The sequence below is a fragment of the Vibrio tubiashii ATCC 19109 genome, from assembly GCF_000772105.1.
Classification (GTDB): domain Bacteria; phylum Pseudomonadota; class Gammaproteobacteria; order Enterobacterales; family Vibrionaceae; genus Vibrio; species Vibrio tubiashii.
The window spans coordinates 12,295-38,814 of sequence record NZ_CP009359.1 but is presented as its reverse complement, the minus strand read 5'-3'; the positions used below and the strand labels follow the sequence as shown (position 1 = coordinate 38,814).

Below are 26,520 nucleotides of genomic sequence, written 5' to 3'. Positions count from 1 at the left end.
AGATACGCTTAAAGACGTTTGGTTTTTGCCAACGCTGGCTTATAATCTGGTTAACTATTGGCGGTTTCATCAAATTAGACATAGCTAAGGAGGTGATTTCATGGATAAGTGGATAGAAAATCACATGATGCTGACTTCTGTCGTTATCATGGTTTCCGGTTTAACTTTAGGTTTCATCCTCTTCTAAAGTAAGCCCCGTCAGGGGCTTGTTAACATTCAGAATTAAATGCACCCAAACGATAAAAAACTCAAACTAATCCTAGAGCACCTTTTTAAACGAGAGGAGCAAAGGCAGTTAGTAGAAGCCGTTTTAAAAGATAAAGTTTCATCGGTTTATGAGGCTGAAAAGCGGTTTGGAATCTCACCTAATACTGGAACCCGACACATAAAAAAGTACGAGAGTCATATCGAGTATTTGAAGAGTATAGGTTTCAAGTTCTAACAATCAATCACCTCACTAGCCCACTGTTTACAGTGGGTTTTTTATTAACTAAACGAGGGGAAATGAGCATGGTTAAAAATGGTCAAAAAGTACAGGTTTGCATTGATGGTGAACCAACTAAAAGCGCGGTAGTTTTAGAGCGTATTGAGCGTGACTATGGGGTTGTTTATGAGGTTCAGCTAGAAGGTAGCAATGAAACAATGATCGTTAACGAATCACAATTGCAATCGAACCTTAAGGCCGTGTTTGTTGAGTCTGATGTTTCGCAACTGAAAGACGCACCTATTGGAGAGTCAATTGCTGCAAACGCATCGTTTAAAGTCATGCTTAAGCAAGACAGCGAATCGTAGAGGGAATAGAGCATGGCATTCATAGAAGACGTTGAAGTGTCGCTACTAACAGAATCTCATGTGGTTGAGCACATTAAAGGCGTTGAGCTTGAGATTGTTAGCAACAAGCTTATAGCGCACACAGAAACAGAGTTAAAGAATTTGCACACTCATAAACTCAAGCTCTCTTATGAAGCAGCAGAGGCGCTTTACATTAAGCTTGGCCAACGACTTAAAACGGCGCAAGAATTGGTTGAAGACGATTTTGCAATCATCACCGAGTAACGGGGGAAATGACCCCTTTTGCAGAGAGAATGGGCTGATGTAGTGCGGGAACACTACACCAACCCTGCCAACAAAGACTAAACAGGAGTCATTCATGGCGGCATGTAATTTAACTCACAATGAGCTCGCGAACAATCTTGCTCGTCACCTAATGGGTGAAAGTCGAATGGTATGGGAAGACCTACCCGCAGGTAAAAGCGGCTCGGTTAGACCTGACGTATTCACAATCGAAAAAAGCTTTGCGAACCCTAACCCTATTTCTTACGAAATTAAAGTTAGCTTATCGGACTTTCGTTCTGACGTTACTAAGGCAAAATGGAAAAGCTATCTAGATTTTTCTTACGGGGTTGTTTTTGCTGTTCCGAAAGGATTAATCACTAAAAAAGACATACCTAACGGATGCGGCCTAATCACATTTAATGGTGAATTTTGGAACACTGTTAAGCGTCCAACACTTCACCCTGCCAAGCTAAATGATGAGCTTTTATTGAAACTACTCATAGCTGGCAACCAAAGACAAACGCAGCCAGAAATTATTCAGCCTCGTGAGTTTGATTCTTACAAGGAACATGAGAAGTTACGCAAAAAATTTGGCAAAGACATTGGTTCTAAACTTCATTTCATTGAGAAGTATCCCTCAATGAAAAAAGAGTTGAATGATATGCGACGTAGTTTCTCAAAGCTTTTCGACCTCGACCTAGATCACTGGAGCTTTGAATCTAGTGTTCGTTGGCATATTGAACAGTTGGAAATAATGGCTAATGAGAATGAGAGAAAAGCGGCTATAGCTAAAGAACTTGGAAGCCTATCGAATGACATAGAACGTAGGTTTAATTTGGTTATTGACAAATACACGTCTTAACGGGGGAAAAGAGCCCTTTTGCAGAACTGCAAAAAACAGGAGAAATAGAGAATGCTTAAATCACTGAAATTAAAGTTACAAGGTAGTGAAAAAGTGCGCGAGTTCTTTGAAGACGAGTTGGTGAACCTAAAGGTGATCGTTTGTTTATCCACTGTGGCGACTTTTTTGATGTTTATATCCGCGCTGTTTGCAGATAGAGGTTTTTATGAATCGACTATTTACTGTGGTTCGTTAGCTGTGCTGTCTTTTATCGGGTATCAATTCGCCAAATGGCAAAAATCAAACAAGTAGGGAAGTGATGGATTTTTCAAGACTAAGTGAGCTAACACGCTCTCACAATCCCAACCGCAAAGCGGTTGAAGTAAATCAACCAAGTATCAACTCCTTAAATGGTCGTGATGTTGCTACATTGAACAGTGAAGAAAGTGCAATTTTTGAGACTTTAAAAACACATGGTCGTAAATTTGGTGTCTCTATCACAGTAGTGAGCGAAGCACCGAAAGAAGAATTGGAACGAGCAGTCTCTCGTCAAGAATACGATGAAATTATTGCGCGTTGGCCGTCTCGAATTACCATCACAACAAGCTAGGGGCAATTCGTGAAGATAGTATTTATTTACGTAGTTAGTATTCTTACTTGGTTAGCATTAGCAGTTTGGCATCTAGAACCAGGAGGAGTATTTGAAACTTTCGATAGTGTGCGCCATTTTGGGCTAGGGTACTGGCTAGGTGTGTTCTTTTTGATTGTTTCGTTTGGCATCCTGGTCTTTTTTCTTCGCAGAGATGTAAGCCGGTTTATCGAAAGTAAGCTCAAGGAAAATAAATAGGAGCACTACATGGCGCAGTTATTTGGGTGGCTATTTGGGTGGATATTTGGAATCTTTATTGGCGGTGGAATGTGGTTGATTCGGTTCTTGTATGAGCGAGTAGCCAAGGTTTCGCGAAAGCTCTATGAAGCGGCAATGCAAAAGAAACTAGTAGGCATACTCTCTGTCGTTTTGTTTGGTTTACTCGCTTTTGCCTGCCATTTGTACTTCATCAATGTAGATGAGTTAGTGGGGGGGGAGTTGATTAGCTTTATGGGGGAGGTACTTTATTCACTGCATAAACTGTTAGCTTTCGGTTTGATCTTTGTCTTCTCGGTCTTTTCATTTGCTTGTGTTTTGGGGGTAGGAAATGTTTCAAAATAAAATGGTTATCTTCTTATTGGGTTGGTTTGGCTGTGGGCTTGTCTTATTTGTGGCGTTGATAAGTGGCGGGGCGGCTTTCATGCTTAATAATGATGAAAGTGGACTGGCGACATTTGGGACAATTGTAGGTGCAATTGCTGCGGTTTTGTGTGTCCTGGCCATTCCCATGATCATATACAAAACTTACAAAGCCATGCGTACTAAGAGAGTAAGGTAGCGTTATGGCAACCGTATATAAATTAGAACGTTCTATTGGTTATGTTGATAATGAAATCATCGAAATGACTGCTGACCTGGTAGGTTGTGAAGTATTCAATTATTCAGATGGTTCAAAACAGTTTACTAGAGTTGTCTTAGGAAAGCGCATTGCGCAGTCACCAAGGCTGAGTGAAGATGAATTGACCATTTTTTGCGTGGCTCATTTTGATAAGTATCAGATACATTATGATAAGTATTGTGACTTCCTCATTGAAGGAGAATCAGAGGCAATGCCTGTGTTACCCAAGTTTTGGCACTAACTCTAGAACATTTAACGAGATAGTAAGCATGTGCGCTATTTTAATGCAGCAAAGCGATAACCTTTGAAGGTCGATGTGAAAACGTCGGCCTTTTTTATTCGGGCAAGGTGCGAGGTGAGATTGACAGTAGGGGGATGTATATCGCTCGCAGTTAACAACTTGACAAGCGCTTATAATTTAGCAATACAGCGTCACTGGATGGAACAAAGCCATTGTGTGCAGTAGCTTTAAAGGTCTGTCAGTGTGGGATGTTCTGGCGGTTTCGCTTCGCTTATCCCTGCGGGGCTTTTCTCTGCAAAACTAAACTCTTGTTAGTCTGAAAAGCTTGTAAAATCAAATTTAATATGTGAATTAATTCACAAATCAAATGATTCACCATATTTATTGAACCAATATCTTAAAAATGACACGGTTTTATAAATGATTGAATTAAAAGTAACTTAGTTTTTATACATCATTAAAAGTGATGACTGTCAACAAGGTACTGCGTCATGTTGCACATCTTGCAGTATGGCCTTTCTTTTTATAGAGTTCAGATACTAAATAAAACCCGTAATAAAAATGGGTTAGTACACAACGTACAGGTTGGCTCTTTAACATCTTATCTGAGAAACACTGAATGACAGTGTAGCTTGCTATCGGCTTAACTAAGCAAGCTTATTTATCCCCAAGCTGTAGGGTAAGTGTATTCTCAAAAAATCAGACCAAATCAAACTAAACTGCACTAACTCGCTATTACCATAATCAAGCGCAGTACAGAGAAAGCGAACGCCTAGTTGCTAATCTATCTAATGCAATCTCCTACCTCTTATTTGTAAAAATTCTCAATCGTACACTTCATGCACAAAAACACTATCAAAACGGAATAAAAGCCGATATGATAATGCTGTATCAAAACGGATTTGATAACGAAATGAAAAGGAGAGTAATCGCAAGAATATTGCTCATTTTCAAAGGGTGTTGTGTGGATTGATCAGAAATGAATGAAATGATGTGCCTTATATCGCTTAATTTTGGTAATAGTCAGATAAACTAAACAGTTTGGAATTATCAGACTAGGTGATTGAGTGAACTATTTATATCGACGATTAGCACACAATGAATTAGCAAATCATAAATTAGATGATTATGAAGTGGCTTTTATGGACGTTGAAGATTATGAATCAGGTTTGACTCCTGAGCTAGACAAGATGATCGACAGCCTGAATTACGGTGACACAGTTGATTTTGAGTCTATGGCCGAACTAGGTATAACCGCAGAAACCATTCTTAATGTGCTTGAGCAATTAGCTGAAAAGCACGTTTCTATACGATTCCAAAAACATGACTTACTGATAGAGCATCATCAAATAGAAAGTAGTGTAAGTATCCTTAAAGCTTTCTATGAGGCGGGGCTTGTTAATGAAAGTGGGTTTGAGTCATTCCAGGAAAGAAAGAAGCTAGATCAAGCTAGAGAGGCGGCGGTATTAAAAGGAGATCGCTTAGAAAAAGCGTTATCCATTACTAGGGCGCATCTTATCGAACGGGTAGAGCCTAAACAATTGGCTAAAGTGCATGGTGTTGGGATTGCTACCGTTTATCGGTACATCAAAAAGTACACAGCACAAGTGCAAATGGAGATTAAAGATAATGGCGAGTAGAGGGGTTAATAAAGTTATTTTAGTTGGCAACCTTGGTTCTGATCCAGAAGTTAGGTTTATGCCGTCCGGTGGGGCGGTGGCCAATATCACAATAGCTACGTCTGAATCGTGGCGAGATAAGGCGACGGGTGAGCAGCGAGAAAAAACGGAGTGGCATCGAGTCGCCTTGTTCGGAAAGCTTGCCGAGGTAGCAGGGGAGTACCTTCGAAAAGGTTCACAGGTTTACGTGGAAGGTCAACTACAAACCCGTAAGTGGCAAGACCAAACTGGACAAGACCGGTACACAACAGAAGTTGTGGTGCAGGGGTTTAATGGTGTGATGCAAATGCTTGGTGGTCGTCAAGCTGCAGGACAAAAACCGCAAGCGCAACCTCAACAGGGAGGTTGGGGGCAGCCTCAACAGCCTATGTCACAACCTAGTGATGAGTCTTTACACCCAAACAACCGTGAACCTAATAATAGTGGGCGTCAACTAGCACAGCCCCAATACAACGAGCCTCCAATGGATTTTGATGATGATATTCCATTCATAGATGAATATCGTCGTCACCGTCCTCTTGGTCACTGTGTTTGATAGACATGATGACAAAATTAGGTTGGAGGAATTTATAACGAGAAGTAACAAGAAAGTGGGTCGGTGAATGAAAAGGGTCAAAGTCTGTTCATTCACCTAACTCTACAACTGACCAAACCGAAGTGAGAGCTATGACAAATGATACCGCACCAAATGGCTTATTTGTAGGAAATGATTTAAGTGATATTCAGAAATCATTGTTTAATGACTTAGATCTAACAGAAAAACAATTTTTCAGTTTCTATATGTACTCAAATGGGTTCAGTGATAAGCAAACAGCGATTATGGATAACACGACAGCCGATAACATCAAGTATCACCTTTCTGTTATCACGAAGAAGCTAGAATGCAACAGTCGTGCAGAATTAAGGATTATTTACCTTAACCGCATAATGGCGGCTCAAATGAGAATGTTTGCTAGATTAAGCTCTGCTGAAATAGCAAAACTAAACTAAACAAAACTCAAAAAAACAAAAGCCTTGCCCTATTAAGCAAGGCTTTTTTTTGCCTAAAAAACCTGTCACTACCCTTTTCGGTAGTAACGCGCTGATCAATAAACATTTTAAAATAATCGAAACGATTTAACACGAATCGTTTGGATCTAAAAGAACCAAAAAATATGAAAAATACAAATTCAGAAGAACAAGCAGAAATTACGGTGCAAGTAACCCTCAAAGGGGAACGCGCTAGACGTTTTGCACAAAGCGTTAAGACTTCTGGTCGTTCTAACCGTGGAGAGGCAAAGATTCGCCTTGAACACAGTTTAGATAATTTCAGTTCCTTAGCTGCAGTGGATCATGCAGTAGCTAGAAACTAACTCTTTTGCTCTTTAACAACTTGAACCATGAACGACTAAGCGCATTGATTTTTAATGCGTGAGATCACTCCGAGCTCCAGTGACGGAGGACAGTAATTCACTGAAATAGACCTTATTCACCTCTTTGGCGACCGGGCAGTGCGACCTATAGATAATGGAAGTACGTTTGTTGGTATGGCTTAACCGAGAGTATGACCCACTATGTGAATAAGCCCCGCGAGTCTCGGCGGTGAGGTAGAGGCAGTTGTCTTGCCTGTATACAGGCAAACAACCAAAAACCACCAAAATGAGGTGGTTTTTGTTTGTTCAATAGAAGATTAAATTTAGGTAATGCTATGAAAAATAGAAATGTTTTAGGTAAAGATAAGTCTACATCCAATGTAAAGAATGGATTGATTACTCTTGCCACATTAGGGGTGTTGGTACTCTCTTCCGACGCGTTAGCGGCCAGTGGCGGCTTAAGTAAAGCTACTGATACAGTGCGAGAAATTCAAACGTGGTTGTATACGGTAACTGGCATTGGTTGTATGGCTAACATTAGTTATTTAGGCATCATGGCCAAGTTGGGTAAAAAGCAGTGGGCTGATGTGATTGTAAGTATCGGCCAAACGGCTCTATTAGGTGCGGCAGTCGCTCTTGGTACTTGGGCGTACGGGTTGTTTGCATAATGAGTAGCGACAGTGAGAAAACCTTATACCCAAGCTACAACTCACTGTCACGTAAGCCCTTAATGTTCGGGGTTCCAGTAATTGCATTTGTAGTGTTAACGCTTCTGATATTGGTTACTGGAGTTTTCGGTTTCATTCTATTTGGTATCTACAGCTTAATTGTCCCTATTTTTCTTATTGCGTGTCTTATCGGGATTCGCTTTGAATGTGCGGAAGATTCAAGGGCGGTGGAGTGGATGAAGTGGGACTTTAAAGGGTGGTTAGACAGGTTGAAATGTCGCTCTAATGTTACATCGTTCACATCCAATGTGGATCATTTGAAATCACAGGAGGCGGTTTTACGTGAATGGCTTAAACACAATTCCACTACAACAACGGATACCTAATTATGGCTATCCAATAAGCAAACACATTAGCTCTCTTGATGACGGCAAATTGATGGCCACCATTCAGTTAGAGGGGATACCTTTTGAATCTGAATCAAAAAAGTCGCTTGAAGCGGCTTTTTTGACAGTAAGAGGGGTGTTTAACCAACTGGCTACTAAATACGGGGGGCGACTTGCTGTTTGGACGCATATCGTTAAAACAGAAGATGAGTTGAGCACCAAGTATGATTTTTCTGGTAATCAGTTTATGCAGACACTCTCTGATAAATATATCGGGTCTTTTTCTGGTTCTACCTTTTTTAGCACTAGCTACTACATCACATTAGTTTATCAGTACGATGAAGCATTAAACCTCGCAGTGAACGAATTTGAAGAGGTATTGAGGACTGTGACTACACAACTAAAGCGTTTTAACAGTCACATGCTTGGTGTTAATGACGATGGTAGTAGCTGTAGTAATGTTGAGTTTCTATCCCAATTGCTAAATAACAATCGTCGGTCTATTCCGATGGTTGAGAACAAGATCAAAGATATTATTGGCCATAGTGACTGGCACTTTGGTTATGACACTTTGGAAATTCGCAATGCAGACACCCAAACAAGTAAGTATGCGGTGTTTTACGAAGTGGATTCTATGCCCGCTACAACTGAAATGGGGATGTGGGATTTCCTACTGACACAACAGTGTGAGTTTGTTATTACTCAATCTATGTTCTTATTCAAAGCGCCCAAGACTATACGTATTCTTGAAGAGCAAATGAATCAGATAGAATCGACAGACGCAAATCACACTGAGTTACTAGAGCTTGAGATAGCTAAAGATGCTGTTGTTAGCGGCAACGCATGTTTTGGAGATTATCATTGTTCAATCGCTGTATTTAATGAAGACCAAGCGCTTTTAGTTAAAAAAGCCTCTGAGTTTGCAGGTGAGTTTGGCGCAAGAAATACGTTGCTTAAGCGTTCTAACTTGAAATCGGCTTTTTCGTTTTTGTCTGCATTACCGGCTTCTAAAGAGCGTATTACCCCATCACCAAGAACAACTGCTAATTTAGCCTCTACTTTCTCTATTCACAATTACAGTAAAGGTAAGCAGTACGGAAACCCAATAGGAGACGGGACAGCGTTGATGCCATTAAAAACGCTGTCAGACACCATATTTCACTTGAACTGTCACGCCTCTGAACCTGGTAAAAACGTGGTCGGCAAAAAATATGCGGGTCATGTGATGCTGCTTGGAGCAAGTGGTGCGGGTAAGACAACGACGGAAGGTGTTTTGGTTGGTTTTTTGACGCGATGGAATCCTCAAATATTCGCTATAGATTATAACCGTTCAACTGAATTATTCATTCGGGCTTACGGAGGGCAATACTTCTGTTTCGATGAGGGGGTTGATAGTGGCTTAAATCCCTTTCAGTTAGAAGATACGCCAAGTTTGAGAAGTTTTTTAAATCGTCTCTGTTATCGCCTTTGTTCAAACAATGAAGGTTTTTTGTCTGAACTGGAAGAAATGGAAGTTAAGGCGGGTATAGATTCCGTTATGCTTCTTGACCATGAACATCGTGGATTAAGTGCGCTCTTGAGTACCATTCAACAGCCGAGTTTACGAGCTCGACTATCTAAATGGTGTCACAGTGAAGGGGGGCAATATGCTTGGTGTCTCGATTCTCCACTAAACAAGTTTAATCCTGAGACAATGGATAAAATTGGTTTTGATACTACATTGTTGCTTGATGACGGTGGCCATCCTGCGTGTGAGGCCGTCTTAGCTACTTTGTTTTATATAAAAGAACTGATGCAAAAAGAGGGACGTTTACTTTGCACCATCGTTGAAGAGTTTTGGATGCCTGCCAACTACCCACTGACTCAAAACCTAATGAAAAAAGTCTTAAAAGCCGGTCGCTTAAAAAGTGAGTTCATGATTTTGAGTTCTCAGTCACCAGAAGATGCAATAGATTGCAAAATCTTTGCTCCTATTGTTCAGCAGACGGCAACCAAAATATTCCTTCCTAATCCTGATGCTGAGTTCGAGTCTTATCAAAAATGTGGGCTGTCTTACACCGAGTTTAAAGAATTATCGTTGCTAGACAAGCAATCGCGAATTTTTCTGGTTAAGCAAAGTCACAACAGTTGTTTCGCACGTCTCGACTTACACGGATACGACAACCATCTTCCAATTATTTCCGGTACTACTGAGGATATTTCGCTCTGTGAGGAAATTCGCCAGGAGCATGGCGATAAGCCTGATGTATGGATTCCGTTATTGCTTCAAGCCATTAAAGAGAGAGAGGAGAAAAAAAGTGAGAAAGTATCTAATAGTTCCGGTGCTACTTCTAACACCAGTAGTTAATGCTACCGGCATTCCTGTCGTTGATGGTGCAGCATTAATGCAAATGGTGACAGATAATATTCAAAGGGCGGCACAGTGGGCGAAAGAAGCCGACCAATGGGCGAAGTCTAACGGGTTGAGTGTTGATCAGATTAAAGAGTACAAAGCTCATGCAGACCATTACCAACGAATGGTTGAGGGGCATTACTCTTTTGAAGATTTAGTCAATGATCCAATACTAAATAACGTGGCTGAAATGCAGGGGTGGCGAGAGCTATACAACACGATTGAAGACATTGAAGAGTTGAGAGCCCGATTTAATATTGATCGCGGGGATGACCGCTTTGATGATTTAATCAAAAAGTATGAGCTTGTTGACCGCTTTTATAAGCGTACATTAAAGCGTAATGACTCGTTACAAAAGCTGCTAGAACAGTTCAACACAGCAGATACCCCTGCTGCAAAAGCAGATCTAGCGAACGCGATTGCCTTTGAGCAGACCAAAATCAAAAATGACCAGGAAATGTTAGCCTCCTTGCAAAGCATCCAAGAAGAGCAAGCTAATATCCGTCATGCGGCTGAATCACGAAGAAAAATTGATCAGCTTTTTGGTGATGGCATACCTCGTAAATAGGTGAGGCTATGTTTGAAACTCTCTTTAATTTTCTAGACGAAGTAATAACTAAGAATATCTCTGAAATGGTGGTGGTGTTTGCACAAATGCTATCGCCATTTATGGGGGTATTGGTGGTAACGTTTTTTTGTTACATGGGGTATCAATCTCTCTATGACGGGCAGAAGGATATATATAAGGAGTACTTCAAGGCGATTATTTCATTAGCGTTGTGTGCGTTTGTGGCGTTTAACACTGAGTGGTATCAAGCGAATGTTGTCCCTATCGTGTTGTATATGGGAGATGATTTTGCAGTAGGGTTGCTCGGTGCGGAAGCAGGGAGCAGCGCAGCAGCGTTACAAGCGATTACAAACTCGATGCTTGAGCAAAACGGTATGATATGGGACACCATTGATGTAAGTGTCACTGATGGGGATAGTATCGTACATTTCTTTCTGGCTACCGGCTTGATCATCATTTCATTTATGGGTTTTCTGCCTTTCATTGGTATTAGTACGGCTTACTTAATGGTTGCCAAAATCATGGTTAGCTTTTTGCTAGTGCTTGCTCCCCTTTACGTCATGTTCGGCTTCTTTCCTGCAACAAGAAGTATGTTTAAAAGTTGGACAGGGCAAGCATTAAATTATGTGCTCTTATCCGTAATTTACCCAATAGCCTTCAACTTGTTTTTACAGCTTATTCAAGTCGCGGGGTTAGATGGAAACATCACTGCTACATCAGTATTGCTGACGTTCATCATTATGTTTGCATTGATCCTTCTTGCGACACAGATTCCAACCTTTACCTCTGCCTTATCTGGCGGCATTGGCATTAATGGTTTAGTGGGTGGTATTGGTGCAACGGCCGATAGCGCTTTAAACACGATGGGGAATATTTATAAAGGGGGTGAAAAAGGTGTGGGTTTGGCCAAACAAGCGAAGCAATGGGCGGCTGATAAAGGCAAAGGCAACATTTCACCAGGTTAAGCTATGAACAAAATTAAATGCGTTTTCATTACTTTAATAGTGGCGACTTTAACAGCCTGTTCAAGTTCGCCACCAGAACCGATACAACCAGAAGGGGAGCGATTCCCTGTGAACCCTGCGAAAGTTTTAGTTACTGATTTGGAGTCATAAATGGGCGATTTGGAAAAAGCTTTTTCTAGTAACAGGGAAAAGATGCAAGCGAAAGACAGTAAAGAGGTGAGTAACGCTGCCAAGTCTTTGATCGAACAAAAAATGAAGTTCGAAGAGGATAGGGTAGAGCTCGCTAAATCTGATGCAAAGAAAGCATGGAAAGTAGCGGCAGGCTTTGGGGTTGTGGCTATCTTATCTATTGGGGCTGTAATTGGCCTAACCCCCCTAAAAACAGTTGTTCCTGTAATGATTTTGGTAGATAGCCTAACGGGGCAAACTAAAATTATCGACTCTTTAGAAGACTCTAAAGCGGTTAGCTATGGTGAAATACTTGATAAGTATTGGACAAAGCAGTTTGTGATTTATTACAACAGCTACGATTGGAAAACGGTACAGAGTAATTACAATGCCGTAGAACTTATGTCTGACAAAAGTGTATTCACTCCCTATAGCAAAATGATGCAAGGGAAGAAATCACCGGTTGAAATACTTGGTGATACGAACAGTATTAACATCAAAGTTACGTCTATAACGTTCTTACCCTCTTCGCAAGAAGACAATATGGTTGCTCAAGTCTCTTTTGTTCGTGATGTGGTTGATGGTAACGGTGTGACAGCACAGAAATATAAACCAACGTCATGGGAAGCCACATTAACCTTTGATTATTTAACGGACATTACGACGGAAGAAGAACGTCTTATTAACCCGTTAGCGTACCGTGTTACATCCTATCGAGAGGACATTGTAAGCCAATGAAAAAACTAGCAGCATTATTTACCCTGATGCTTGCTACCACATCAATTCATGCCGCAATTCTCCCTACACCAAAACCCTACGACTACCGTATGACTGAGGTTTTATACAACCCTTTCAATGTTACAAACATTAGAACCGGAGTTGGAACAATCACAGTGATACAGTTAGAGCCTGGTGAGAAAGTAATCAATGAGAAAAACGGTTTGATGTTAGGTGATGCAGCAGCTTGGGGATTTGACATTATCAATAACAGCATCTTTTTTAAGCCTACTGTTATCAACCCTGATACTAACTTGATTTTAACTACGAATAAGGGGCGAACATATACCTTCGATTTAATGGTAGATGATTACCCTCATTTTATGGTGAAGTTTCGTTACCCAACCCCTCCAAAGAAAAAGAGTGAGCCTGTTAAACCGACAGTTCCTTGTTTTGATGGGACTGTAAATTATCAATACGAAAAGTGGGGCGATATGGAAATATCACCCACTTATATGTGGGATGACGGTCGTTTTACTTGTTTAAAGTTTAATGAAGCGTTTGAACTTCCTGTGATTTACCAAGTGCTCGCTGATGGTTCAGAGTCGTTGATTCAATACCACATGAGCAAAAATACAATGGTTGTTCACGGTGTTTCAAAAGAGTTTCGTTTAAGACTTGGTGAGCTCGTGTTAGGACTGCACACCAAACGCGCCCAAACAACAAGCCATAACGATAAGAAAACCAGTATCGAAGGCCAAAGGGTAATCAAGCATGAATGATAAAGTGAGCAGTCTAACAAGCAAGGTTGATAGGTCAGAACTGAACGTTAACGGTATTAAGAGCTCAAAAAAGAAATGGTTTTTATTTGCCGGTGTGCTGTTATTTCTCGTTTCTCTGGTTGTAGCAATTAGTGTCGCCAAAAGTCGATTCGAAGCAGCGGTAAGCTTCAATGATGAAAGCGGTAAAGAGGAAACGCTCAACTACGAAAAAGGGGCAAACAAAACGTCAATTGACCACAACCCTAACTGGTTAGAAAAGGCGAGGAATAATTTCAAGGCAAAAACTGCACCACCGCCACCGCCAAAGGCCAAACCTGAGCCTAAGCCTCAACAGGTTAAGGAAACCAAGAAAGAAGAGGTTAAAAAGGACGTAGAACAATACGTTAATAGGCCAGAACCCAAAGTAACATACACCAATTCTAACCCACCCTTACGAACTCAAGAGAATGAGCCACCCCCACCGACGCAAGAAGAAATTGATTTGCAGCGGAGATTAGCCGGTTCACTGAGCGCGTCACTAGAGGAAAGCTCTCAAAACGTTAACCCTGATGATTATCTCGATGAGGGGAGTGCTCAAAACTATGATGATAGTTTTGATGGTTCTGTTTTTGAACCAGGTAGAGCGAGTGTTAGACCAAAAGGGGCAAGGGATTTCATTTTAAGTCATGGTAGTTCTATTCCTTGTGCGCTCTATACGCAGATCATTTCTGACTACGACGGGTTTGTAACCTGCCGTGTGACTCAAGACGTTTACAGCTCTAACGGTGCGGTGTTGTTGGTTGAGCGTGGGTCGTTAGTGAGTGGCACACAAAAAGTTGCAATGGAACTTGGAAAAAGCCGTGTGTTTACCAATTGGGGAGAAATTGAAACACCGGAGGGTGTCATAGTTCGAATCAATTCTTTAGGTACAGGTCAATTAGGTGCTGCAGGTAATAAGGTTTGGGTTGATAACCACTATTTCGAGCGATTCAGTGGGGCGATCATGTTGTCGTTTGTTGACGATGCTCTAGCCACAGCTGTAGATAGCGTCTCTGGGAATGTTGTCACAAGTAGCAGTGTTGATAATGTAGGTAATATTGCAGAAGAAGTCTTATCAAAAAACCTCAATATCGCTCCTACAGGTTACACACAAATTGGCCAGAGAATTAACATCATGGTTGTTCGAGATGTCGATTTCTCTACCGTGTATAGATTGGAGGGTTTCTAATGAGTCAGCATCACGACCATTCAACCGTTGTCAGAAATCAACTTAGCATTTCTGGATTACAAGAAATTCTTGATTTAGATGGAATTACCGAGGTGGCCATTAATGAGCCAGGGGGAATTTGGTTTGATAGAGGGAACGGTTGGGAGTTTAAAGAAGAACCCGAGTTAACCTTGGGTCGATGCCAAGGTTTGGCGAAATCGCTAGCTGTTTATTCTCGGATAACAACACCGCTTGAAGAGTATCCCATTGCTTCTGTGACCTTGCCTGATGGGGAAAGGGGACAAATCGCAATACACCCTGCAACAGAGAAAGACATTGTTAGTATGACCTTTCGAAAACCCTCAACGGATCGCTTTTCTTTAAATGACTATCAAAATTCAGGGCGCTTTGATGGGTTTGGCGAAATGAATATCGAAGAGATCACTTTAAGCGATACTCAAAAAAAACTCATTGAGTTAAAAAGAACCGGCCAAATTGAAGAATTTTTCAGATTGGCCGTGAAAAGTAAGTTAAACATTTTGATTGTAGGGGGAACAGGTTCAGGAAAAACAACTGTGATGAAAGCAATGGTCGATTGCTACCCAACCGATGCAAGAATCATCACGATTGAAGACGTTCACGAGCTTGATTTACCTAACCATAGAAATCATTTACACCTGTTTTATAAGCAAGGAGGGGTAACGCCTAAAATAATTATTGAGTCATGTATGCGAATGAAACCTGACCACGTTTTATTGGCAGAGTTGCGCGGTGATGAAGCATGGACGTATTTAGAAATGCTCAATACTGGCCATGATGGATCAATCACAACCATTCATGCTAACGATTGTCGCTCTGCTCCTTCAAGGCTAGCAGGCTTGGTGAAGCAATCACCAGTAGGGAAAACACTCGATTATGACCACATTATGACCACGATTAAAAAGAGCATTGATGTGATTGTGTTTTTTAAGAAAACACATTTGGTTGAGCTCTACTTTAATCCTACAGAAAAGAATAAATTATCAAGTAAGGTGTAGTTATGGCCAAGAAGAAAAAGCCTAACAAAGCCGCCCTGTACGTTGTGTTTGGGGCGGCTTTTTTTATCGCCTGGGTTGCTGTAGGGCTGATGCTCGGAGGGGCAACGTTTTTTAAGTTGGCCGCGATAGATTATGAGCACTTACAACTCGACTCTCTGATTTATTATTGGCAACACTATGGAGATAGAAAAGATGTTCAGTTGGCCTTAGTGCCTGGGACGATAGTTTGTGTGCTTTTTGTCGCTGTTCCCTTTGTTATCACGGTGATAGCCCTAATCCCCGCAAAAGAAGAAATTCACGGAAGCGCTCGATTTGCTAATGATCAAGATTTAGCAAAATCTGGATTGTTCAATGAAGAATCAACAAAGCCTGAATTGCTTCTCGGAAAAATGGATAAAGGAAAATTTGCGGGTAAGTATGTAAAAACTGAAGGGCAAACCTTTGTTGGTGTGTCTGCACCTACGGGTTCAGGAAAAGGGGTAGGGTTTGTCTTACCTAACCTGGTCAACTATTCAGACTCCGTGGTGTGCATGGATATAAAACTTGAAAACTTTGTTAAGTCAGCAGGTTTTAGGGCTAAATGCGGACAGAGTGTATATCTTTTTTCTCCTGACGGTTACGCCGTCACAAAAAGAGATTTGGAAAACGGACAACTTAGGTCACACCGTTGGAATCCTTACTACTACGTGCGTCGAAAGGAAGCATTTCGAATTGGTGATGTTCAAGTCATGGCCAATTCCATATATCCACTTACTGGTGACGGTAAAGCGGATATGTGGAATCAATTAGCACAACAATTGTTTAACGGTCTATCACTTTGGATGTTGGACACTGAGAAAGTAACCGGTGTTGCCCCAACCTTTCCTTACTTGCTGTCTTTACGCTCTGTAGAGGGCGGTTTTTATACTTGGCTGAGAAGTGAAGTTAAAAAAGAATATTTGAGTGATGAGTGTAAAAAGGCACTGAACGCATTCCTTACTTTTCCTAACGAAACACAAGGTTCAATTCTGGCCACCTTTGATGCTCAATTGGCAATCTTCAATGATAAAACCGTCGCGGCTGCAGTAAGTGATAATGACTTTGATTTTAGGGATATGAGACGCAAAGGAATATCTATTTATGTAGGTGTTCAGCCACCCAATAAGGGACGGTTTGGGCGATTGCTTAACTTGTTTTTTGAGCAACTTATCTCTGAAAATACGCGGGTTCTGCCTGAGTTCGATGACACTTTAACTCATCAATTATTGGCATTGTTAGACGAATTGCCTGCCCTCGGAAGAATCAATCAAATCAAAGAATCCATTGGTTTCACCCGTCAGTACAATGTGCGATACGCACTGATTTACCAGGATAAGTCGCAACTAGAAGATAACTCGCTCTATGGTCAACAAGGGGCAGAAAATATCCTTTCTAACCTACTGTGCGAAATTATTTACCCGCCAAGCAAGGTTACGCCAAGAGTTGAGCAAATATCTAGGTCACTAGGTACTAAGACGGTAGAGGTCAAAACCGAGTCGGTGAATAGGGGAGCAGGCAAAACCAGTCGTACAACCAATGCTACACCTCAACGTAGGGAGTTAATGAAACCCCATGAGATTGTAGAGCTAGGTTATGAAACCCATCCTGACAACCCCGATTTAGGGCTAAAAGTCTTGATGTTCAAACAAAATCAACGAGCTTTCATTATGAATAAGTTGATTTCATTTGATGATCCAATGATTGCTGAACGCATTGCTTATTCTGAGAGTAACGTTCCGCAAGTGCCACTTCTAAACATTCAATAAAATACTTGTTCACCAATGGAACAGAAAACAACGACAAGAGAGTTAAGTACCTGTATTCAGATGAAAAACGGCAAATGAGAGTAAAAGGCCGTTATTAAGGAATTAAAATGAAAAAACTATTACTTCTTCTGTCACTGCCACTAGTGACTACGAGTGCTTTTGCCGACTACAAAGTTACTTTAGATATTGAACAACCAGAAAAAGATCCACTCACTATTACAGAGGTCGTGGACGCGAATCATATGAAGGAATTCAGTTCTGTTAATAGTGTCGAGTATGTATCAGCAATAGAAACTACAACTATGTGGTACCACAATTTACTAGGAATAGAACCAGCGCCTAAAGAGCGTCTGGCCGAAATAGAAGTTGGCATTAGGGGTTATTTAAAAGTTTCCCCGACTAATAACAATAGTCAGATGTTGATTGCATTGGACGGTCAGATTGTGGAACTACTTTCAATGAATACTTTTGAGCATGACATTGTAGAGTTTCCCTATAGTCAAAACTCACAAGTGGCTATTACCCAAGTATTAGAGTTAGACAATGGGGTGGGATGCTTGAAACCGTTCTCTGCGGCCAAGGATTATTTATTCAATGTATGTATCGAAAAACTGTAGTTCAACATATTAAGGCTCGCTTATGAAACATCTGACTATAGCGTTAGCAATGTTAACGCTATCTCTTGCCATGCCTACTAAATCCTATGCAATAGATAATGCCGCTTGTTCTATTTGGCTTTGTTTGCCTACAGGTTTTGGCCAAGGCTGTGGGGATGCAAAAAGCGCTTTCAAAAAGCGGATTAAGAAAGGGCAAAGCCCTTTACCAGATTTAGGCTCTTGCATGGTAACTAACAACTTAGTCAATTCATCTAACGACAGTGCTAAACCTTCCATACTCACTTCAAAGGATGGAATTGGTGCATATATTCCTGAGTACAAAATATGTACTCAATGGGAGTACGTACGCCAGGGTAAAGAGTCCGAGAAAGTGTGTGTGAAAAAAGAAGTAATTCAAACACATGTCAAACACGATACGCCTTGCCGTTATTACAGAGTAGATAAGCATCAAAGGGAAAGACGACCTTTCAATTGCTTGATGACGGTCAGATACGTTCAAACGTTTATGGATGGTTCACAGTACGGTGATACCTATTATTTCGATTCAAGTGGTAACAAAGTCCACGTACCACGATAGGGAAAATTAAGTTATGAAAAAAACGATTGTTGCATTGGTATTATCGGCTATGTCTTCTGCGGCATTGGCTTACGACTGCCAAGGGATGAATTATCAATCAGGGGATGTCATTACCGTTAATACATCCTCTTTATTAGGTACTCGCATTGAGTTGCCTTCGAGCCTGGTTGAACTCCCTTTAGTAACGAACGCTCAGCGATGGGATGTACTTGGTGATGTTGGAAGTAAGCATATTATGCTCGCCCCAATAAATAATGAAAAAGGTGGTGAGTCCACCATGATTTTTGCTTTTACTAAGGATGGTAAAGCGTTTGATATTCGTGCAGACCGTGTTTTAACGAATGATAAAAACGACAGTTGCGTGATTATTGGAAATAGAAGCAAGTTTAGTCGAGCGAGCACATATAAACAGCCATTATCAGAAAACGTAGCAATTCCTGCACCTCCCAAAAAAGAAGTTGTACCAACACCGAAGAAAAAGCCGGTGACTGTGGATACACAAAAGCTCGTCAGCAAAGCGATGAAGGATTATCAACAACAGATTTTTACCAATTATAAGTGGAAGCAATCTGGAAGTTTCTTTGGTGAAAACGTCTTGTCTGACATTTACGATGACGGAAGACAAACCTTTATTCGATTGAACAAACCGAATCAACGAAATGTCACAGTCGAAACAATTTTAAATGGCAATGCCACATCTCAACCTGTGAATGTGGTGGGGAATAATCTCATAAGCGTTTACGGGGTATACACAAAATTTGTGATTAAAGTCGCTGACGTATCCGTAAGCGTGACTCGTTAGACTCGGCATTTCTTAGCTACATATCAGCTATTCAATATCAATTTCAATGAGGCGTATTTGTGAAAAAAATACTGCTATTCCTTATTGCGTTTGCTGTCTCTAATTTGTCCCTGGCATCGAGCTCCGCGCTATCTATTCCTGTTCGTCTTACTTTTCCTGAAAGTGCTAAGACCGTTAAAGAAGCGGTGGAATGGATGATTGCACCAACGCAATATCGGATTGTTACCGATTACCAGGATTCAAAGGCGATTTTAGAACAGCCTGCACCAAACATTAACAACAAGAATCTTGTTGTTCCTTTAATAGACGCTGTGGCCGTGCTTGTTGGTGAACAAAACACCATCCTCGTAGACCATGACCACAAGCTTATAACCTTTATAAGAGGTGATGAATGAGTAACAAAATGGGACTCCTAACGGCTCTTGTTTTAGTTGGTATTAGTGGCTGTGCTAATAACGAAAGCGCATCATTAGATACCACAAAGACAGAGCCCCGTTACAACCTTGTGGAAACGGATCTCACTGTTCGACCAACTAGCAACTATGTAGCTTCTGAAACAAAGCCGGTTGCTGTGGCCAAGACACAGCCGAAAGTTGCATCAAAGCCGGTTACTGTGGCCAAGACGCAACCGAAAGTTGCATCAAAGCCGGTAGGTGTGGCCAAGACGCAGCCGAAAGTTGCATCAAAGCCGGTTGCTGTGGCCAAGACACAGCCGAAGGTTGCATCAAAGCCGGTAGGTGGTGCAAAAGAGAATTCCTTTGAAGTATATAAAGGTGAAACGTACAAATCAGCCTTAGTTCGATGGGTTAGAGCTAAAGGCTATAAGGGAGTTGCCTGGGCTGCTACACCATCAACAACAAAAGCTCTCATGCAGGTTTCAAAAGAGAATGAAGTTCTAGATGGTGATGTTGGTCAGCTTATCGCAAACAAACTATCTCTGGATTTTGAAATAGTGCTAGATGAAAAAACACACTATGCAGCAATCCATGAATGGAAGGGCTATAAAGTTAAAGTAGTTGAAATCAATGGAGATACGCTAGAAGAAGTTATGCGTAACCTTGTTACTGATTTTGGGTGGAATTGGAACAACAAAAAAAGTTGGCGCACCAAAAAGAAGTTGCATGGTTTTTCAATTCCTTTTCCTGTCGTTGCTCCTGCACACGACATAGCTATGGTTTTAAACCAAGTATTAAAAGATCGTCCGGTTCGTTCTGAATACCATGAAGAAACGCAGACGGTGTTTATCATTGATGACAAGTGAGCACTCCATGAAAAACAATAAACTATCTTTCGTTCTAGTGGCTTTGTTGTCACTTTCTGGTTGTGTGTCACAGTCATACAAAGACAACCAAAAAGAAAGCCAAAATATCGGTGACGAAATCCAACAGTACACTGCTAAAGCGAGTTATGAAAAAGCAGTCAGTATCGAGCTCCCTCCTTTCGATCCAAGTGAGCTTGAAAACTCAAGCGATCCTTTTTGGTTAAAAAATCGAATTAACTACACCGTAGCAGGAGTGAGCTTAAACATAGTTTTAGAGCAGCTTATAAATAACCGACCAGACCAAAAGCAAATTGAAGTGTTTTATGGGGAAGAAGTCGATCCCAATCAATTGGTATCTCTTTCGTTAAAAGATGGAACGATTAAAGAAGCATTTAATCTACTGACTTCTGAAACTGATTATGGGTTCATTTACAAAGAGAATCGCGTTGAAATAGAACGCTTTATCAGTAAGTCTTTCTCTATTCCCGTTCCTCCTGGTGAAACCTCTATGCAAATGGGTAATCAGGGTAAGAAAGCAAGCGATGATGAGGGGGCGATAATTGAAGGCCAGTTCATTAACACTGTTATTGAGAACGAAAACATTGTTAATAAAATGATTCAAAACATTGAAGGTATTTTGACTGTCAATGTAAAAGATGAAAACGGGAGAGAAACCTATATTGATGGAGCTGTGAGATCTATTGATGGTCTTTCGATGCTAACCGTCACCGCTAGCCCTTCCAAAATGCGTAAAGTAGAAAATTACGTTAACGATGTAAAAGCAGAGCTCGCAAAGCAGGTTCTTCTTGATTTTCGTGTCTTGGAGTTTCGCTCGACTCTTAATGATGATAGAGGTGCAGACTTAAACTTAGTACGTGATATTGGTGAAGGAACGCTGCAATTCTTTACTCAAGGTACAAGTTTGAACCCTGTTTCTGCAGGTTATGGGTTTAGCTTTAAAGGGGTGAATGGTTGGGAAGGAACAACCGCTTTTATTAGAGCGCTTGAAAAGCAGGGAACGGTTAGTGTTGAAAGTCCAATAACCAAATTAGCTATGAATAATTACCCTGTACAAGTAACGCAAAACAAACAAAACCCATACCTTGAAGATTTATCAACAACGGTCAATGAGGGTGTTGTAACAACTGATTTCACCAGGGGTAACGTACCAGAAGGTATAGACTTTGCGACGATTTCCAATGTTCAAGAAGAGTTTGTATCTGTTCACGTAACAGGAAAGATGAAATCGGTGGTGGGGCAAGAATTGCGAGAAATTGGCAACAACAAGATTCAATTCTACACCACTAGAGAATCCGACATTAACTTTACTGGTAAAATGCGTTATGGGCGTACCTACATTATTGCTCGCGTATCTCAAACAAAAGTTGCTAGTGAGAAGACGGAAAATTTTGGTACTGAATACATTGGTTCGAATGCGGCCAATAAAGAGCATGTAGAGACGTTAATACTTCTTACACCTCGGAGATTTGAACAATGAAAATACCAATCTCCAAAAGCGATGAAAGAAAAGTGCTGTCGAAATCTGACAGCTTTTTTTTGGCCAAAGATGACTACATAGCTCGGTTTGAACGTAGGGGAAAGCAGGTTGTTTATTCCGCAAAGTGTGAAGTCGTTTGCTTAGGTGAATACTTTATAGATAAGCATTCACCCAATGAACATTGGGTACTCATTTATCAATTAAGTACTGAAATCTTTTATTCTGCCGTTATTCGAAATGGATTAATCATTATCGAAACAACGGGGTCAAAAGAGACTGTATTCAACTCTAACGAATATGATATCAACCTAGCCAAAACCCTAGTGACTAACTTCAACCATTCACAAGAAGAAATTGAAGTAATTAACGTCGGTCAAGTGGACTTAACATCAATCCCAAATCAATACGTTACCTCTAATGATGAAGCAAAAAAGAAGTATGGGCGCAAAGCCCTTCTTCAAGGGTTGACAGTAGCAACTATTCTAGTTGTTTCATTAATTGTTTTTTTTGGGGTTAAGGGCGATTCAAAGCAAAGTGTGCAATATGTGGACATTTATAGTTCGTATAAAGCAGATATCGACGGGCAAATTGACGCGCATCATGCTTTGCAGCAGGCGGCCTATCTCTATGCGTTAAGTATGACTCTTCCTGAAGGACTAGAAATACAAGAGATTACTAAAGTTGGTAACGACTTAGTGATGATGTTTAAGAGCAATGACTTCCGTATATCTTCAATACAACAATGGATTGAAGATAACCCCGAAATCAAGCCGTACTACGTTAATAAGCAGTTTATCGTTAGCTTAAGCGGTTCAAGTAAGAAGTGGCGGAAAAACATTTTACCCACGTCTGGTTTCCCTGATTATTTGCATGACCAGGCATTAGAGCTAGGAGCAAGTAACGTTGTTCTCTCAGATATTGTTGATAACGGTGCTTATCAGCAGCAATCCATTAGTGGGAGTTTTGACCGACATGAAATAGGTGTGGTTTCGCACTTTTCAGAGTTGTTGGAAGATACACCATCCTTTCTCACATCGTTACGCATTACTCCTTCTGACGGTAAATCCTCTCTAGTTGGTGTTCAATTTGGTATCTCTATCAAAGGGAAAAACAATGGAAATTAAAAAATCACTAAAAATCGTTGGGCTTGCTCTAGCTATGGTTAGCAGCCTATTCGTGGCGTGGAGTGCCTACTCTAGTAAAAGCCTTTCTAACCCACCAAGTAAGGTTGTTCATAAAACAGATGTTGTTGAAAATCTAGACTATGAAATGCCTGGTATTGTCATGGATAGAGATACGGCAGAGCTCATTTCTATATCAAAGTCTATTGCAATGTATAAGCAAAAGGCATCACTAAAACTTGCTGAAGCTGAGTTCAATGCGGCACAAGAGTTAGAAAAAACTAACGCTGAGTCTGCGCAAACAGTACCAAGTAAAGCAACAGCAAGATTAGCCTCTACGGTAGTTGACAGTACCGAAGAGGTTAAGAAAGAAGTTGAGCAATATGAAGAGGGTGACAGGGGGGCGAAACCTAAAACGGCAAGTCGCTCTAAAGTGGAAATATCCGTTAAATCAGTTCTCATTCCAAACGGTGGTATCCCCACCGCAATAATTGCTGTCAATGGTGGTAAACATTCATTGGTTAAAAAAGGCGATCGTTTAGAAGGGATGGAAATAACCGATATATCTAGTGGTCAAATTAGCATATTTCATAAAGGCAAAAATCGTGTTGTTTACGTTGCTCAATAGGTGGCTACGATGGAAAAAATAATTATTGATGAGCGTTTAAAGTCTCTCTATTACCAGGGCAACCATAGAACGTTTGTAGCGGTAGATGCAGGGAAAAGTTGCTCTATCTACTATTCGGAACATTCAGAATCTATTGATGAAGCGCGAAACTACATCATCAATAGCCCTTCGTTGTTAAATGGCAAGTACCACAATCAAAGCATCAAAGTAGAAAAAAAATCGCAAATAGATATCGATGATTATTTCTTAGAAAAGAATCAAAGAGAGTCTGATATTCAGTTAAATGCTGATGAAGAAGATTCGGTAAAATCTAAGATTCTTAATGTTTTACAAGAAGGCGTAAATCTTGGTGCGTCGGATATTCATATCGAAATATACGCTAGAGAAACTTTAATAAAGGTTCGTGTGGATGGTCGTCGTAAGCAAATACGTAGCATACCGGAAAATTTGGAAGGTATGCGAATGGCAAGTGTTTTGTTTATGAAAATGGCCAAAGATAAGGAGACTGATTACAAGTCGAACAAAGTTAATAACGGCAACCTTGTCACTCAATTAAACGTTAAAGGAACTCGCAGGGTTACAAATTGGCGGGTTGGATGGATACCTGCCATTAATGAAGGTGGAAAAATTACACTACGGTGGACTGACCGCAACGTAAAACCACCGACTCGCGAGGAACTTAACTGGGAAAGAAATCATATAAAACAGTCTGATGAATTTATCGAGGGTAGACCAGGATTGTTCATCATGGCAGGGCAAACAGGGTCGGGAAAAACCACCACTATTTGTTCAATGATTGATAGCATTGATAAAAGCTATAGCGTTCACACTATAGAAGATCCACCGGAATTTGAGCTTGATGGTGTTATTCAAACTCACACGAAACCGCATGAAAAAGTCAGCAAAGACTCTCACGAATATCTTGACCAAACCTACTATGCGAAATCGCTGTTACGACATGATCCAGACTATGAGTTTCATGGTGAGTTAAGGACAGCAGAAGCAGCAAAAGAAGTAATGCGTAAGGGCGAAACAGGGCAAAAGGTTTTTACTACCGTCCACACATCTAGCCCATTGGGTATTCCGATAACCTTTATTGAGCAATGGGGAATGTCGCCTGCTCTGGTTGCATCCCCTAATTTATTGCGTCATTTAGTCTATCAGGTATTGGTGCGTCAAATCTGTCCTCACTGTGGATTGACACTTGATGAGGCTATGGATAGTGAACTACTCACTGACAGTGAGAAAACACATTTATCTAGCACTATCAATAAACTAGTAGATGAAGACTCGTTGACTAATGAGCAAACCAACAATTTTAGGTTTAAAAACCCTAAAGGATGTAATGAGTGCATTGAAGGTGAAAAGGAACGTTTGCCTCTGGTTGAGATGATAGTTGTAAATGATGTTGACAGAGAATTTATCAAAAGTTGTGACTTTTTAGGGTGGCAAAAGCACCTCATGGCCAACGGATATAAGACTGTTCGAGATCATGCAATTGTTCGAATGAAAAGGGGGCAAGTTGACCTATTTACTATCGAGCAAAAGATTGGGCGATTGTTCGAAGAGGATGTAAGCCAAATCAACAGGAGTATGCTTGATGATTGATGAAAGTGACGGCTATACAATCAAAAAATGGTTTGCTTTTGTTGTTCGAGAAGCTAGGAAAAGTCTCAATTGGAGCAAGAAAAAGCAAGCCGAAACACTAAGTACTCTATTGGTACTTATAGAGAACAAACTCTACCTTAAAGATGCTGCAAGCTTGCTTGTTGATCATGGTAACAACAAGGAGAAATACATAGGGGCGAAGATAGATAGGCACTTGGGGAATGGCACTATTAACGAGGCCGTTGACTCTCTAGAGCCAGATTTATCACTCACAGCTTTTCAAGCGCTAAAGGCCGGTACATATGCCAATGATATAGAAGCAGGGCTAAGTAACGCGATTGAAGCCTTACGATTAAGTGACTCTGTTTCTTGGTCATTGTTTTGGCATTTAATCAAACCATTTTTCGGAGTAATCATTTCCTGCGGTATTACCATTATTTTTTCAAGTAAGGTCATGCCGATTATTGAAACAATTATCGATGTTGAACAATTGCCAGGAATTGTGATTGTTGCTGACTATGTGGGAAGCTTTTTTGAAATCATGGGATTACCAATATTGGTAATATGTAGCGTGCTACTGACCGCTATATTTTTTTCATTACCTTTCTTAACTGGTAATGTAAGACAAAAGTTAGACGCCCTCCCTATTTACAAACAATATCGAGTTTTAGTTTCAACCATGCTTCTTAGGTCATTGACTGACCTAATAAAATCAAGTGTCAGTCTCGATGACGCACTAAGCAGAACAAAAGCTATTTCTTCTCCTTATCTATCAGAACATCTGCAAAAAATGATGGGGAGTGTCGATAAAGGCGAATCAAATATCGGGGTCATTTTGGATACGGGCTTATTGCTTGATGAACAAGCGCAAGTGCTCAAGATATTGGGAAAAACGCCTGATCACGAAGCCATTCTAAAGTCCAGTTCTGAAATCCACAAAGCAAAACTAACGACCACCATTGACCATGTTAAAGCATACGGTCAAAGCATAATTAAGAGCGTTGGGTTTGCCTTTATTGGGCTAACTCTAATTGCAATCGTACTTTCTTTTCTCACCATACGTGCAAGCGTATAAATACAATATTAAGGGTCAAAGACA

The 26,520-nt window shown here is 40.7% G+C and carries 32 protein-coding genes; all 32 read left to right on the top strand.

The annotated features are described in order from the left end of the window. Window positions 1–504: 504 nt before the first annotated feature. Window positions 505–792 carry a hypothetical protein gene (locus IX91_RS25505; RefSeq protein ID WP_236643054.1) on the top strand — a complete coding sequence of 96 codons (288 nt, stop codon included), beginning with the start codon at window positions 505–507 and terminating at the stop codon, window positions 790–792. Between the two features lie 12 nt (window positions 793–804). Then, window positions 805–1,056 (top strand): hypothetical protein, encoded by a 252-nt coding sequence (locus IX91_RS25500; protein WP_004745258.1) that lies wholly within the window; start codon window positions 805–807, stop codon window positions 1,054–1,056. Between the two features lie 166 nt (window positions 1,057–1,222). After that, a complete protein-coding gene (locus tag IX91_RS25495; RefSeq protein WP_236643052.1) occupies window positions 1,223–1,918 on the top strand; it encodes an MmcB family DNA repair protein in 696 nt (231 codons plus the stop codon). Window positions 1,919–1,969: 51 nt separating this feature from the next. Further along, a complete protein-coding gene (locus IX91_RS25490) occupies window positions 1,970–2,209 on the top strand; it encodes a hypothetical protein (RefSeq protein WP_004745254.1) in 240 nt (79 codons plus the stop codon). Between the two features lie 7 nt (window positions 2,210–2,216). Further along, window positions 2,217–2,507 carry a hypothetical protein gene (locus IX91_RS25485; RefSeq protein WP_004745252.1) on the top strand — a complete coding sequence of 97 codons (291 nt, stop codon included), beginning with the start codon at window positions 2,217–2,219 and terminating at the stop codon, window positions 2,505–2,507. Between the two features lie 246 nt (window positions 2,508–2,753). After that, window positions 2,754–3,107, top strand: coding sequence for a hypothetical protein (locus IX91_RS25475; RefSeq protein ID WP_004745249.1), 354 nt, complete (start codon window positions 2,754–2,756; stop codon window positions 3,105–3,107). After that, on the top strand, window positions 3,094–3,324 hold the full coding sequence (locus IX91_RS25470) for a hypothetical protein (RefSeq protein ID WP_004745247.1): 231 nt from the start codon (window positions 3,094–3,096) through the stop codon (window positions 3,322–3,324). The genes IX91_RS25475 and IX91_RS25470 overlap by 14 nt, the downstream gene beginning before the upstream one ends. A 4-nt stretch (window positions 3,325–3,328) precedes the next feature. After that, a complete protein-coding gene (locus IX91_RS25465) occupies window positions 3,329–3,625 on the top strand; it encodes a hypothetical protein (protein WP_004745246.1) in 297 nt (98 codons plus the stop codon). A gap of 1,067 nt (window positions 3,626–4,692) precedes the next feature. Next, window positions 4,693–5,265, top strand: coding sequence for a recombinase family protein (locus tag IX91_RS25460; protein ID WP_004745244.1), 573 nt, complete (start codon window positions 4,693–4,695; stop codon window positions 5,263–5,265). Then, window positions 5,255–5,839, top strand: coding sequence for a single-stranded DNA-binding protein (locus tag IX91_RS25455; RefSeq protein ID WP_004745243.1), 585 nt, complete (start codon window positions 5,255–5,257; stop codon window positions 5,837–5,839). Before IX91_RS25460 ends, IX91_RS25455 begins: the two co-directional genes overlap by 11 nt. Before the next feature lie 131 nt (window positions 5,840–5,970). Beyond that, window positions 5,971–6,294: a helix-turn-helix transcriptional regulator gene (locus IX91_RS25450; protein WP_004745240.1), complete on the top strand. Its 324-nt coding sequence runs from the start codon at window positions 5,971–5,973 to the stop codon at window positions 6,292–6,294. Between the two features lie 164 nt (window positions 6,295–6,458). Continuing rightward, window positions 6,459–6,656 (top strand): TraY domain-containing protein, encoded by a 198-nt coding sequence (locus IX91_RS25445; protein ID WP_004745239.1) that lies wholly within the window; start codon window positions 6,459–6,461, stop codon window positions 6,654–6,656. A 335-nt stretch (window positions 6,657–6,991) separates the two neighbouring features. Then, window positions 6,992–7,324 (top strand): TrbC/VirB2 family protein, encoded by a 333-nt coding sequence (locus IX91_RS25440; RefSeq protein ID WP_004745237.1) that lies wholly within the window; start codon window positions 6,992–6,994, stop codon window positions 7,322–7,324. Beyond that, complete coding sequence (locus IX91_RS25435) at window positions 7,324–7,710, top strand: VirB3 family type IV secretion system protein (RefSeq protein ID WP_138922205.1); 387 nt, start codon at window positions 7,324–7,326, stop codon at window positions 7,708–7,710. Before IX91_RS25440 ends, IX91_RS25435 begins: the two co-directional genes overlap by 1 nt. Beyond that, complete coding sequence (locus IX91_RS25430; protein WP_456243275.1) at window positions 7,667–10,057, top strand: VirB4 family type IV secretion/conjugal transfer ATPase; 2,391 nt, start codon at window positions 7,667–7,669, stop codon at window positions 10,055–10,057. Before IX91_RS25435 ends, IX91_RS25430 begins: the two co-directional genes overlap by 44 nt. After that, a complete protein-coding gene (locus tag IX91_RS25425; RefSeq protein WP_157781663.1) occupies window positions 10,008–10,670 on the top strand; it encodes a type IV secretion system protein in 663 nt (220 codons plus the stop codon). The genes IX91_RS25430 and IX91_RS25425 overlap by 50 nt, the downstream gene beginning before the upstream one ends. Before the next feature lie 8 nt (window positions 10,671–10,678). Then, entirely contained in the window at window positions 10,679–11,635 is a 957-nt protein-coding gene (locus IX91_RS25420) for a type IV secretion system protein (protein WP_004745230.1), read from the top strand. A 150-nt stretch (window positions 11,636–11,785) separates the two neighbouring features. Then, a complete protein-coding gene (locus IX91_RS25415; RefSeq protein ID WP_004745228.1) occupies window positions 11,786–12,541 on the top strand; it encodes a virB8 family protein in 756 nt (251 codons plus the stop codon). Continuing rightward, window positions 12,538–13,302, top strand: a complete 765-nt coding sequence (locus IX91_RS25410) for a TrbG/VirB9 family P-type conjugative transfer protein (RefSeq protein WP_004750047.1) — start codon at window positions 12,538–12,540, stop codon at window positions 13,300–13,302. The genes IX91_RS25415 and IX91_RS25410 overlap by 4 nt, the downstream gene beginning before the upstream one ends. Continuing rightward, window positions 13,295–14,509 (top strand): TrbI/VirB10 family protein, encoded by a 1,215-nt coding sequence (locus IX91_RS25405; RefSeq protein WP_004745333.1) that lies wholly within the window; start codon window positions 13,295–13,297, stop codon window positions 14,507–14,509. Before IX91_RS25410 ends, IX91_RS25405 begins: the two co-directional genes overlap by 8 nt. Next, complete coding sequence (virB11, locus tag IX91_RS25400; protein WP_004745331.1) at window positions 14,509–15,525, top strand: P-type DNA transfer ATPase VirB11; 1,017 nt, start codon at window positions 14,509–14,511, stop codon at window positions 15,523–15,525. The genes IX91_RS25405 and virB11 overlap by 1 nt, the downstream gene beginning before the upstream one ends. A 2-nt stretch (window positions 15,526–15,527) precedes the next feature. Further along, window positions 15,528–17,309, top strand: coding sequence for a type IV secretory system conjugative DNA transfer family protein (locus IX91_RS25395; RefSeq protein ID WP_004745330.1), 1,782 nt, complete (start codon window positions 15,528–15,530; stop codon window positions 17,307–17,309). A 107-nt stretch (window positions 17,310–17,416) separates the two neighbouring features. Beyond that, complete coding sequence (locus IX91_RS25390; protein WP_004745328.1) at window positions 17,417–17,926, top strand: hypothetical protein; 510 nt, start codon at window positions 17,417–17,419, stop codon at window positions 17,924–17,926. A gap of 22 nt (window positions 17,927–17,948) precedes the next feature. Beyond that, complete coding sequence (locus tag IX91_RS26760; RefSeq protein WP_174329859.1) at window positions 17,949–18,503, top strand: conjugal transfer protein TraL; 555 nt, start codon at window positions 17,949–17,951, stop codon at window positions 18,501–18,503. 13 nt (window positions 18,504–18,516) lie between these two features. Then, window positions 18,517–19,305 carry a TrbG/VirB9 family P-type conjugative transfer protein gene (locus IX91_RS25380; protein WP_004745323.1) on the top strand — a complete coding sequence of 263 codons (789 nt, stop codon included), beginning with the start codon at window positions 18,517–18,519 and terminating at the stop codon, window positions 19,303–19,305. Between the two features lie 59 nt (window positions 19,306–19,364). Continuing rightward, the gene (locus IX91_RS25375; RefSeq protein WP_004745321.1) at window positions 19,365–19,700 is read left to right on the top strand and encodes a hypothetical protein; all 336 of its coding nucleotides are present in this window, start codon (window positions 19,365–19,367) and stop codon (window positions 19,698–19,700) included. After that, the gene (locus IX91_RS25370) at window positions 19,697–20,566 is read left to right on the top strand and encodes a hypothetical protein (RefSeq protein WP_004745320.1); all 870 of its coding nucleotides are present in this window, start codon (window positions 19,697–19,699) and stop codon (window positions 20,564–20,566) included. The genes IX91_RS25375 and IX91_RS25370 overlap by 4 nt, the downstream gene beginning before the upstream one ends. Window positions 20,567–20,573: 7 nt before the next feature. Further along, a complete protein-coding gene (locus tag IX91_RS25365; protein ID WP_236643059.1) occupies window positions 20,574–22,064 on the top strand; it encodes a hypothetical protein in 1,491 nt (496 codons plus the stop codon). Then, window positions 22,061–23,188 (top strand): hypothetical protein, encoded by a 1,128-nt coding sequence (locus tag IX91_RS25360; protein ID WP_004745317.1) that lies wholly within the window; start codon window positions 22,061–22,063, stop codon window positions 23,186–23,188. The genes IX91_RS25365 and IX91_RS25360 overlap by 4 nt, the downstream gene beginning before the upstream one ends. Then, window positions 23,178–23,813 carry a hypothetical protein gene (locus IX91_RS25355; RefSeq protein WP_004745315.1) on the top strand — a complete coding sequence of 212 codons (636 nt, stop codon included), beginning with the start codon at window positions 23,178–23,180 and terminating at the stop codon, window positions 23,811–23,813. The genes IX91_RS25360 and IX91_RS25355 overlap by 11 nt, the downstream gene beginning before the upstream one ends. Before the next feature lie 9 nt (window positions 23,814–23,822). Beyond that, window positions 23,823–25,421, top strand: coding sequence for a GspE/PulE family protein (locus IX91_RS25350; protein ID WP_004745313.1), 1,599 nt, complete (start codon window positions 23,823–23,825; stop codon window positions 25,419–25,421). After that, entirely contained in the window at window positions 25,414–26,496 is a 1,083-nt protein-coding gene (locus IX91_RS25345) for a hypothetical protein (RefSeq protein WP_004745311.1), read from the top strand. Before IX91_RS25350 ends, IX91_RS25345 begins: the two co-directional genes overlap by 8 nt. The last annotated feature ends 24 nt before the right edge of the window (window positions 26,497–26,520 follow it).

Bases quoted from the DNA above. Each gene is read 5' to 3' on its own strand.
- IX91_RS25505 (WP_236643054.1), top strand. From the start codon at position 505: ATGAGCATGGTTAAAAATGGTCAAAAAGTACAGGTTTGCATTGATGGT.
- IX91_RS25500 (WP_004745258.1), top strand. From the start codon at position 805: ATGGCATTCATAGAAGACGTTGAAGTGTCGCTACTAACAGAATCTCAT.
- IX91_RS25495 (WP_236643052.1), top strand. From the start codon at position 1,223: ATGGTATGGGAAGACCTACCCGCAGGTAAAAGCGGCTCGGTTAGACCT.
- IX91_RS25490 (WP_004745254.1), top strand. From the start codon at position 1,970: ATGCTTAAATCACTGAAATTAAAGTTACAAGGTAGTGAAAAAGTGCGC.
- IX91_RS25485 (WP_004745252.1), top strand. From the start codon at position 2,217: ATGGATTTTTCAAGACTAAGTGAGCTAACACGCTCTCACAATCCCAAC.
- IX91_RS25475 (WP_004745249.1), top strand. From the start codon at position 2,754: ATGGCGCAGTTATTTGGGTGGCTATTTGGGTGGATATTTGGAATCTTT.
- IX91_RS25470 (WP_004745247.1), top strand. From the start codon at position 3,094: ATGTTTCAAAATAAAATGGTTATCTTCTTATTGGGTTGGTTTGGCTGT.
- IX91_RS25465 (WP_004745246.1), top strand. From the start codon at position 3,329: ATGGCAACCGTATATAAATTAGAACGTTCTATTGGTTATGTTGATAAT.
- IX91_RS25455 (WP_004745243.1), top strand. From the start codon at position 5,255: ATGGCGAGTAGAGGGGTTAATAAAGTTATTTTAGTTGGCAACCTTGGT.
- IX91_RS25450 (WP_004745240.1), top strand. From the start codon at position 5,971: ATGACAAATGATACCGCACCAAATGGCTTATTTGTAGGAAATGATTTA.
- IX91_RS25445 (WP_004745239.1), top strand. From the start codon at position 6,459: ATGAAAAATACAAATTCAGAAGAACAAGCAGAAATTACGGTGCAAGTA.
- IX91_RS25440 (WP_004745237.1), top strand. From the start codon at position 6,992: ATGAAAAATAGAAATGTTTTAGGTAAAGATAAGTCTACATCCAATGTA.
- IX91_RS25435 (WP_138922205.1), top strand. From the start codon at position 7,324: ATGAGTAGCGACAGTGAGAAAACCTTATACCCAAGCTACAACTCACTG.
- IX91_RS25420 (WP_004745230.1), top strand. From the start codon at position 10,679: ATGTTTGAAACTCTCTTTAATTTTCTAGACGAAGTAATAACTAAGAAT.
- IX91_RS25415 (WP_004745228.1), top strand. From the start codon at position 11,786: ATGGGCGATTTGGAAAAAGCTTTTTCTAGTAACAGGGAAAAGATGCAA.
- IX91_RS25410 (WP_004750047.1), top strand. From the start codon at position 12,538: ATGAAAAAACTAGCAGCATTATTTACCCTGATGCTTGCTACCACATCA.
- IX91_RS25405 (WP_004745333.1), top strand. From the start codon at position 13,295: ATGAATGATAAAGTGAGCAGTCTAACAAGCAAGGTTGATAGGTCAGAA.
- virB11 (WP_004745331.1), top strand. From the start codon at position 14,509: ATGAGTCAGCATCACGACCATTCAACCGTTGTCAGAAATCAACTTAGC.
- IX91_RS25395 (WP_004745330.1), top strand. From the start codon at position 15,528: ATGGCCAAGAAGAAAAAGCCTAACAAAGCCGCCCTGTACGTTGTGTTT.
- IX91_RS25390 (WP_004745328.1), top strand. From the start codon at position 17,417: ATGAAAAAACTATTACTTCTTCTGTCACTGCCACTAGTGACTACGAGT.
- IX91_RS26760 (WP_174329859.1), top strand. From the start codon at position 17,949: ATGAAACATCTGACTATAGCGTTAGCAATGTTAACGCTATCTCTTGCC.
- IX91_RS25380 (WP_004745323.1), top strand. From the start codon at position 18,517: ATGAAAAAAACGATTGTTGCATTGGTATTATCGGCTATGTCTTCTGCG.
- IX91_RS25370 (WP_004745320.1), top strand. From the start codon at position 19,697: ATGAGTAACAAAATGGGACTCCTAACGGCTCTTGTTTTAGTTGGTATT.
- IX91_RS25365 (WP_236643059.1), top strand. From the start codon at position 20,574: ATGAAAAACAATAAACTATCTTTCGTTCTAGTGGCTTTGTTGTCACTT.
- IX91_RS25360 (WP_004745317.1), top strand. From the start codon at position 22,061: ATGAAAATACCAATCTCCAAAAGCGATGAAAGAAAAGTGCTGTCGAAA.
- IX91_RS25355 (WP_004745315.1), top strand. From the start codon at position 23,178: ATGGAAATTAAAAAATCACTAAAAATCGTTGGGCTTGCTCTAGCTATG.
- IX91_RS25350 (WP_004745313.1), top strand. From the start codon at position 23,823: ATGGAAAAAATAATTATTGATGAGCGTTTAAAGTCTCTCTATTACCAG.
- IX91_RS25345 (WP_004745311.1), top strand. From the start codon at position 25,414: ATGATTGATGAAAGTGACGGCTATACAATCAAAAAATGGTTTGCTTTT.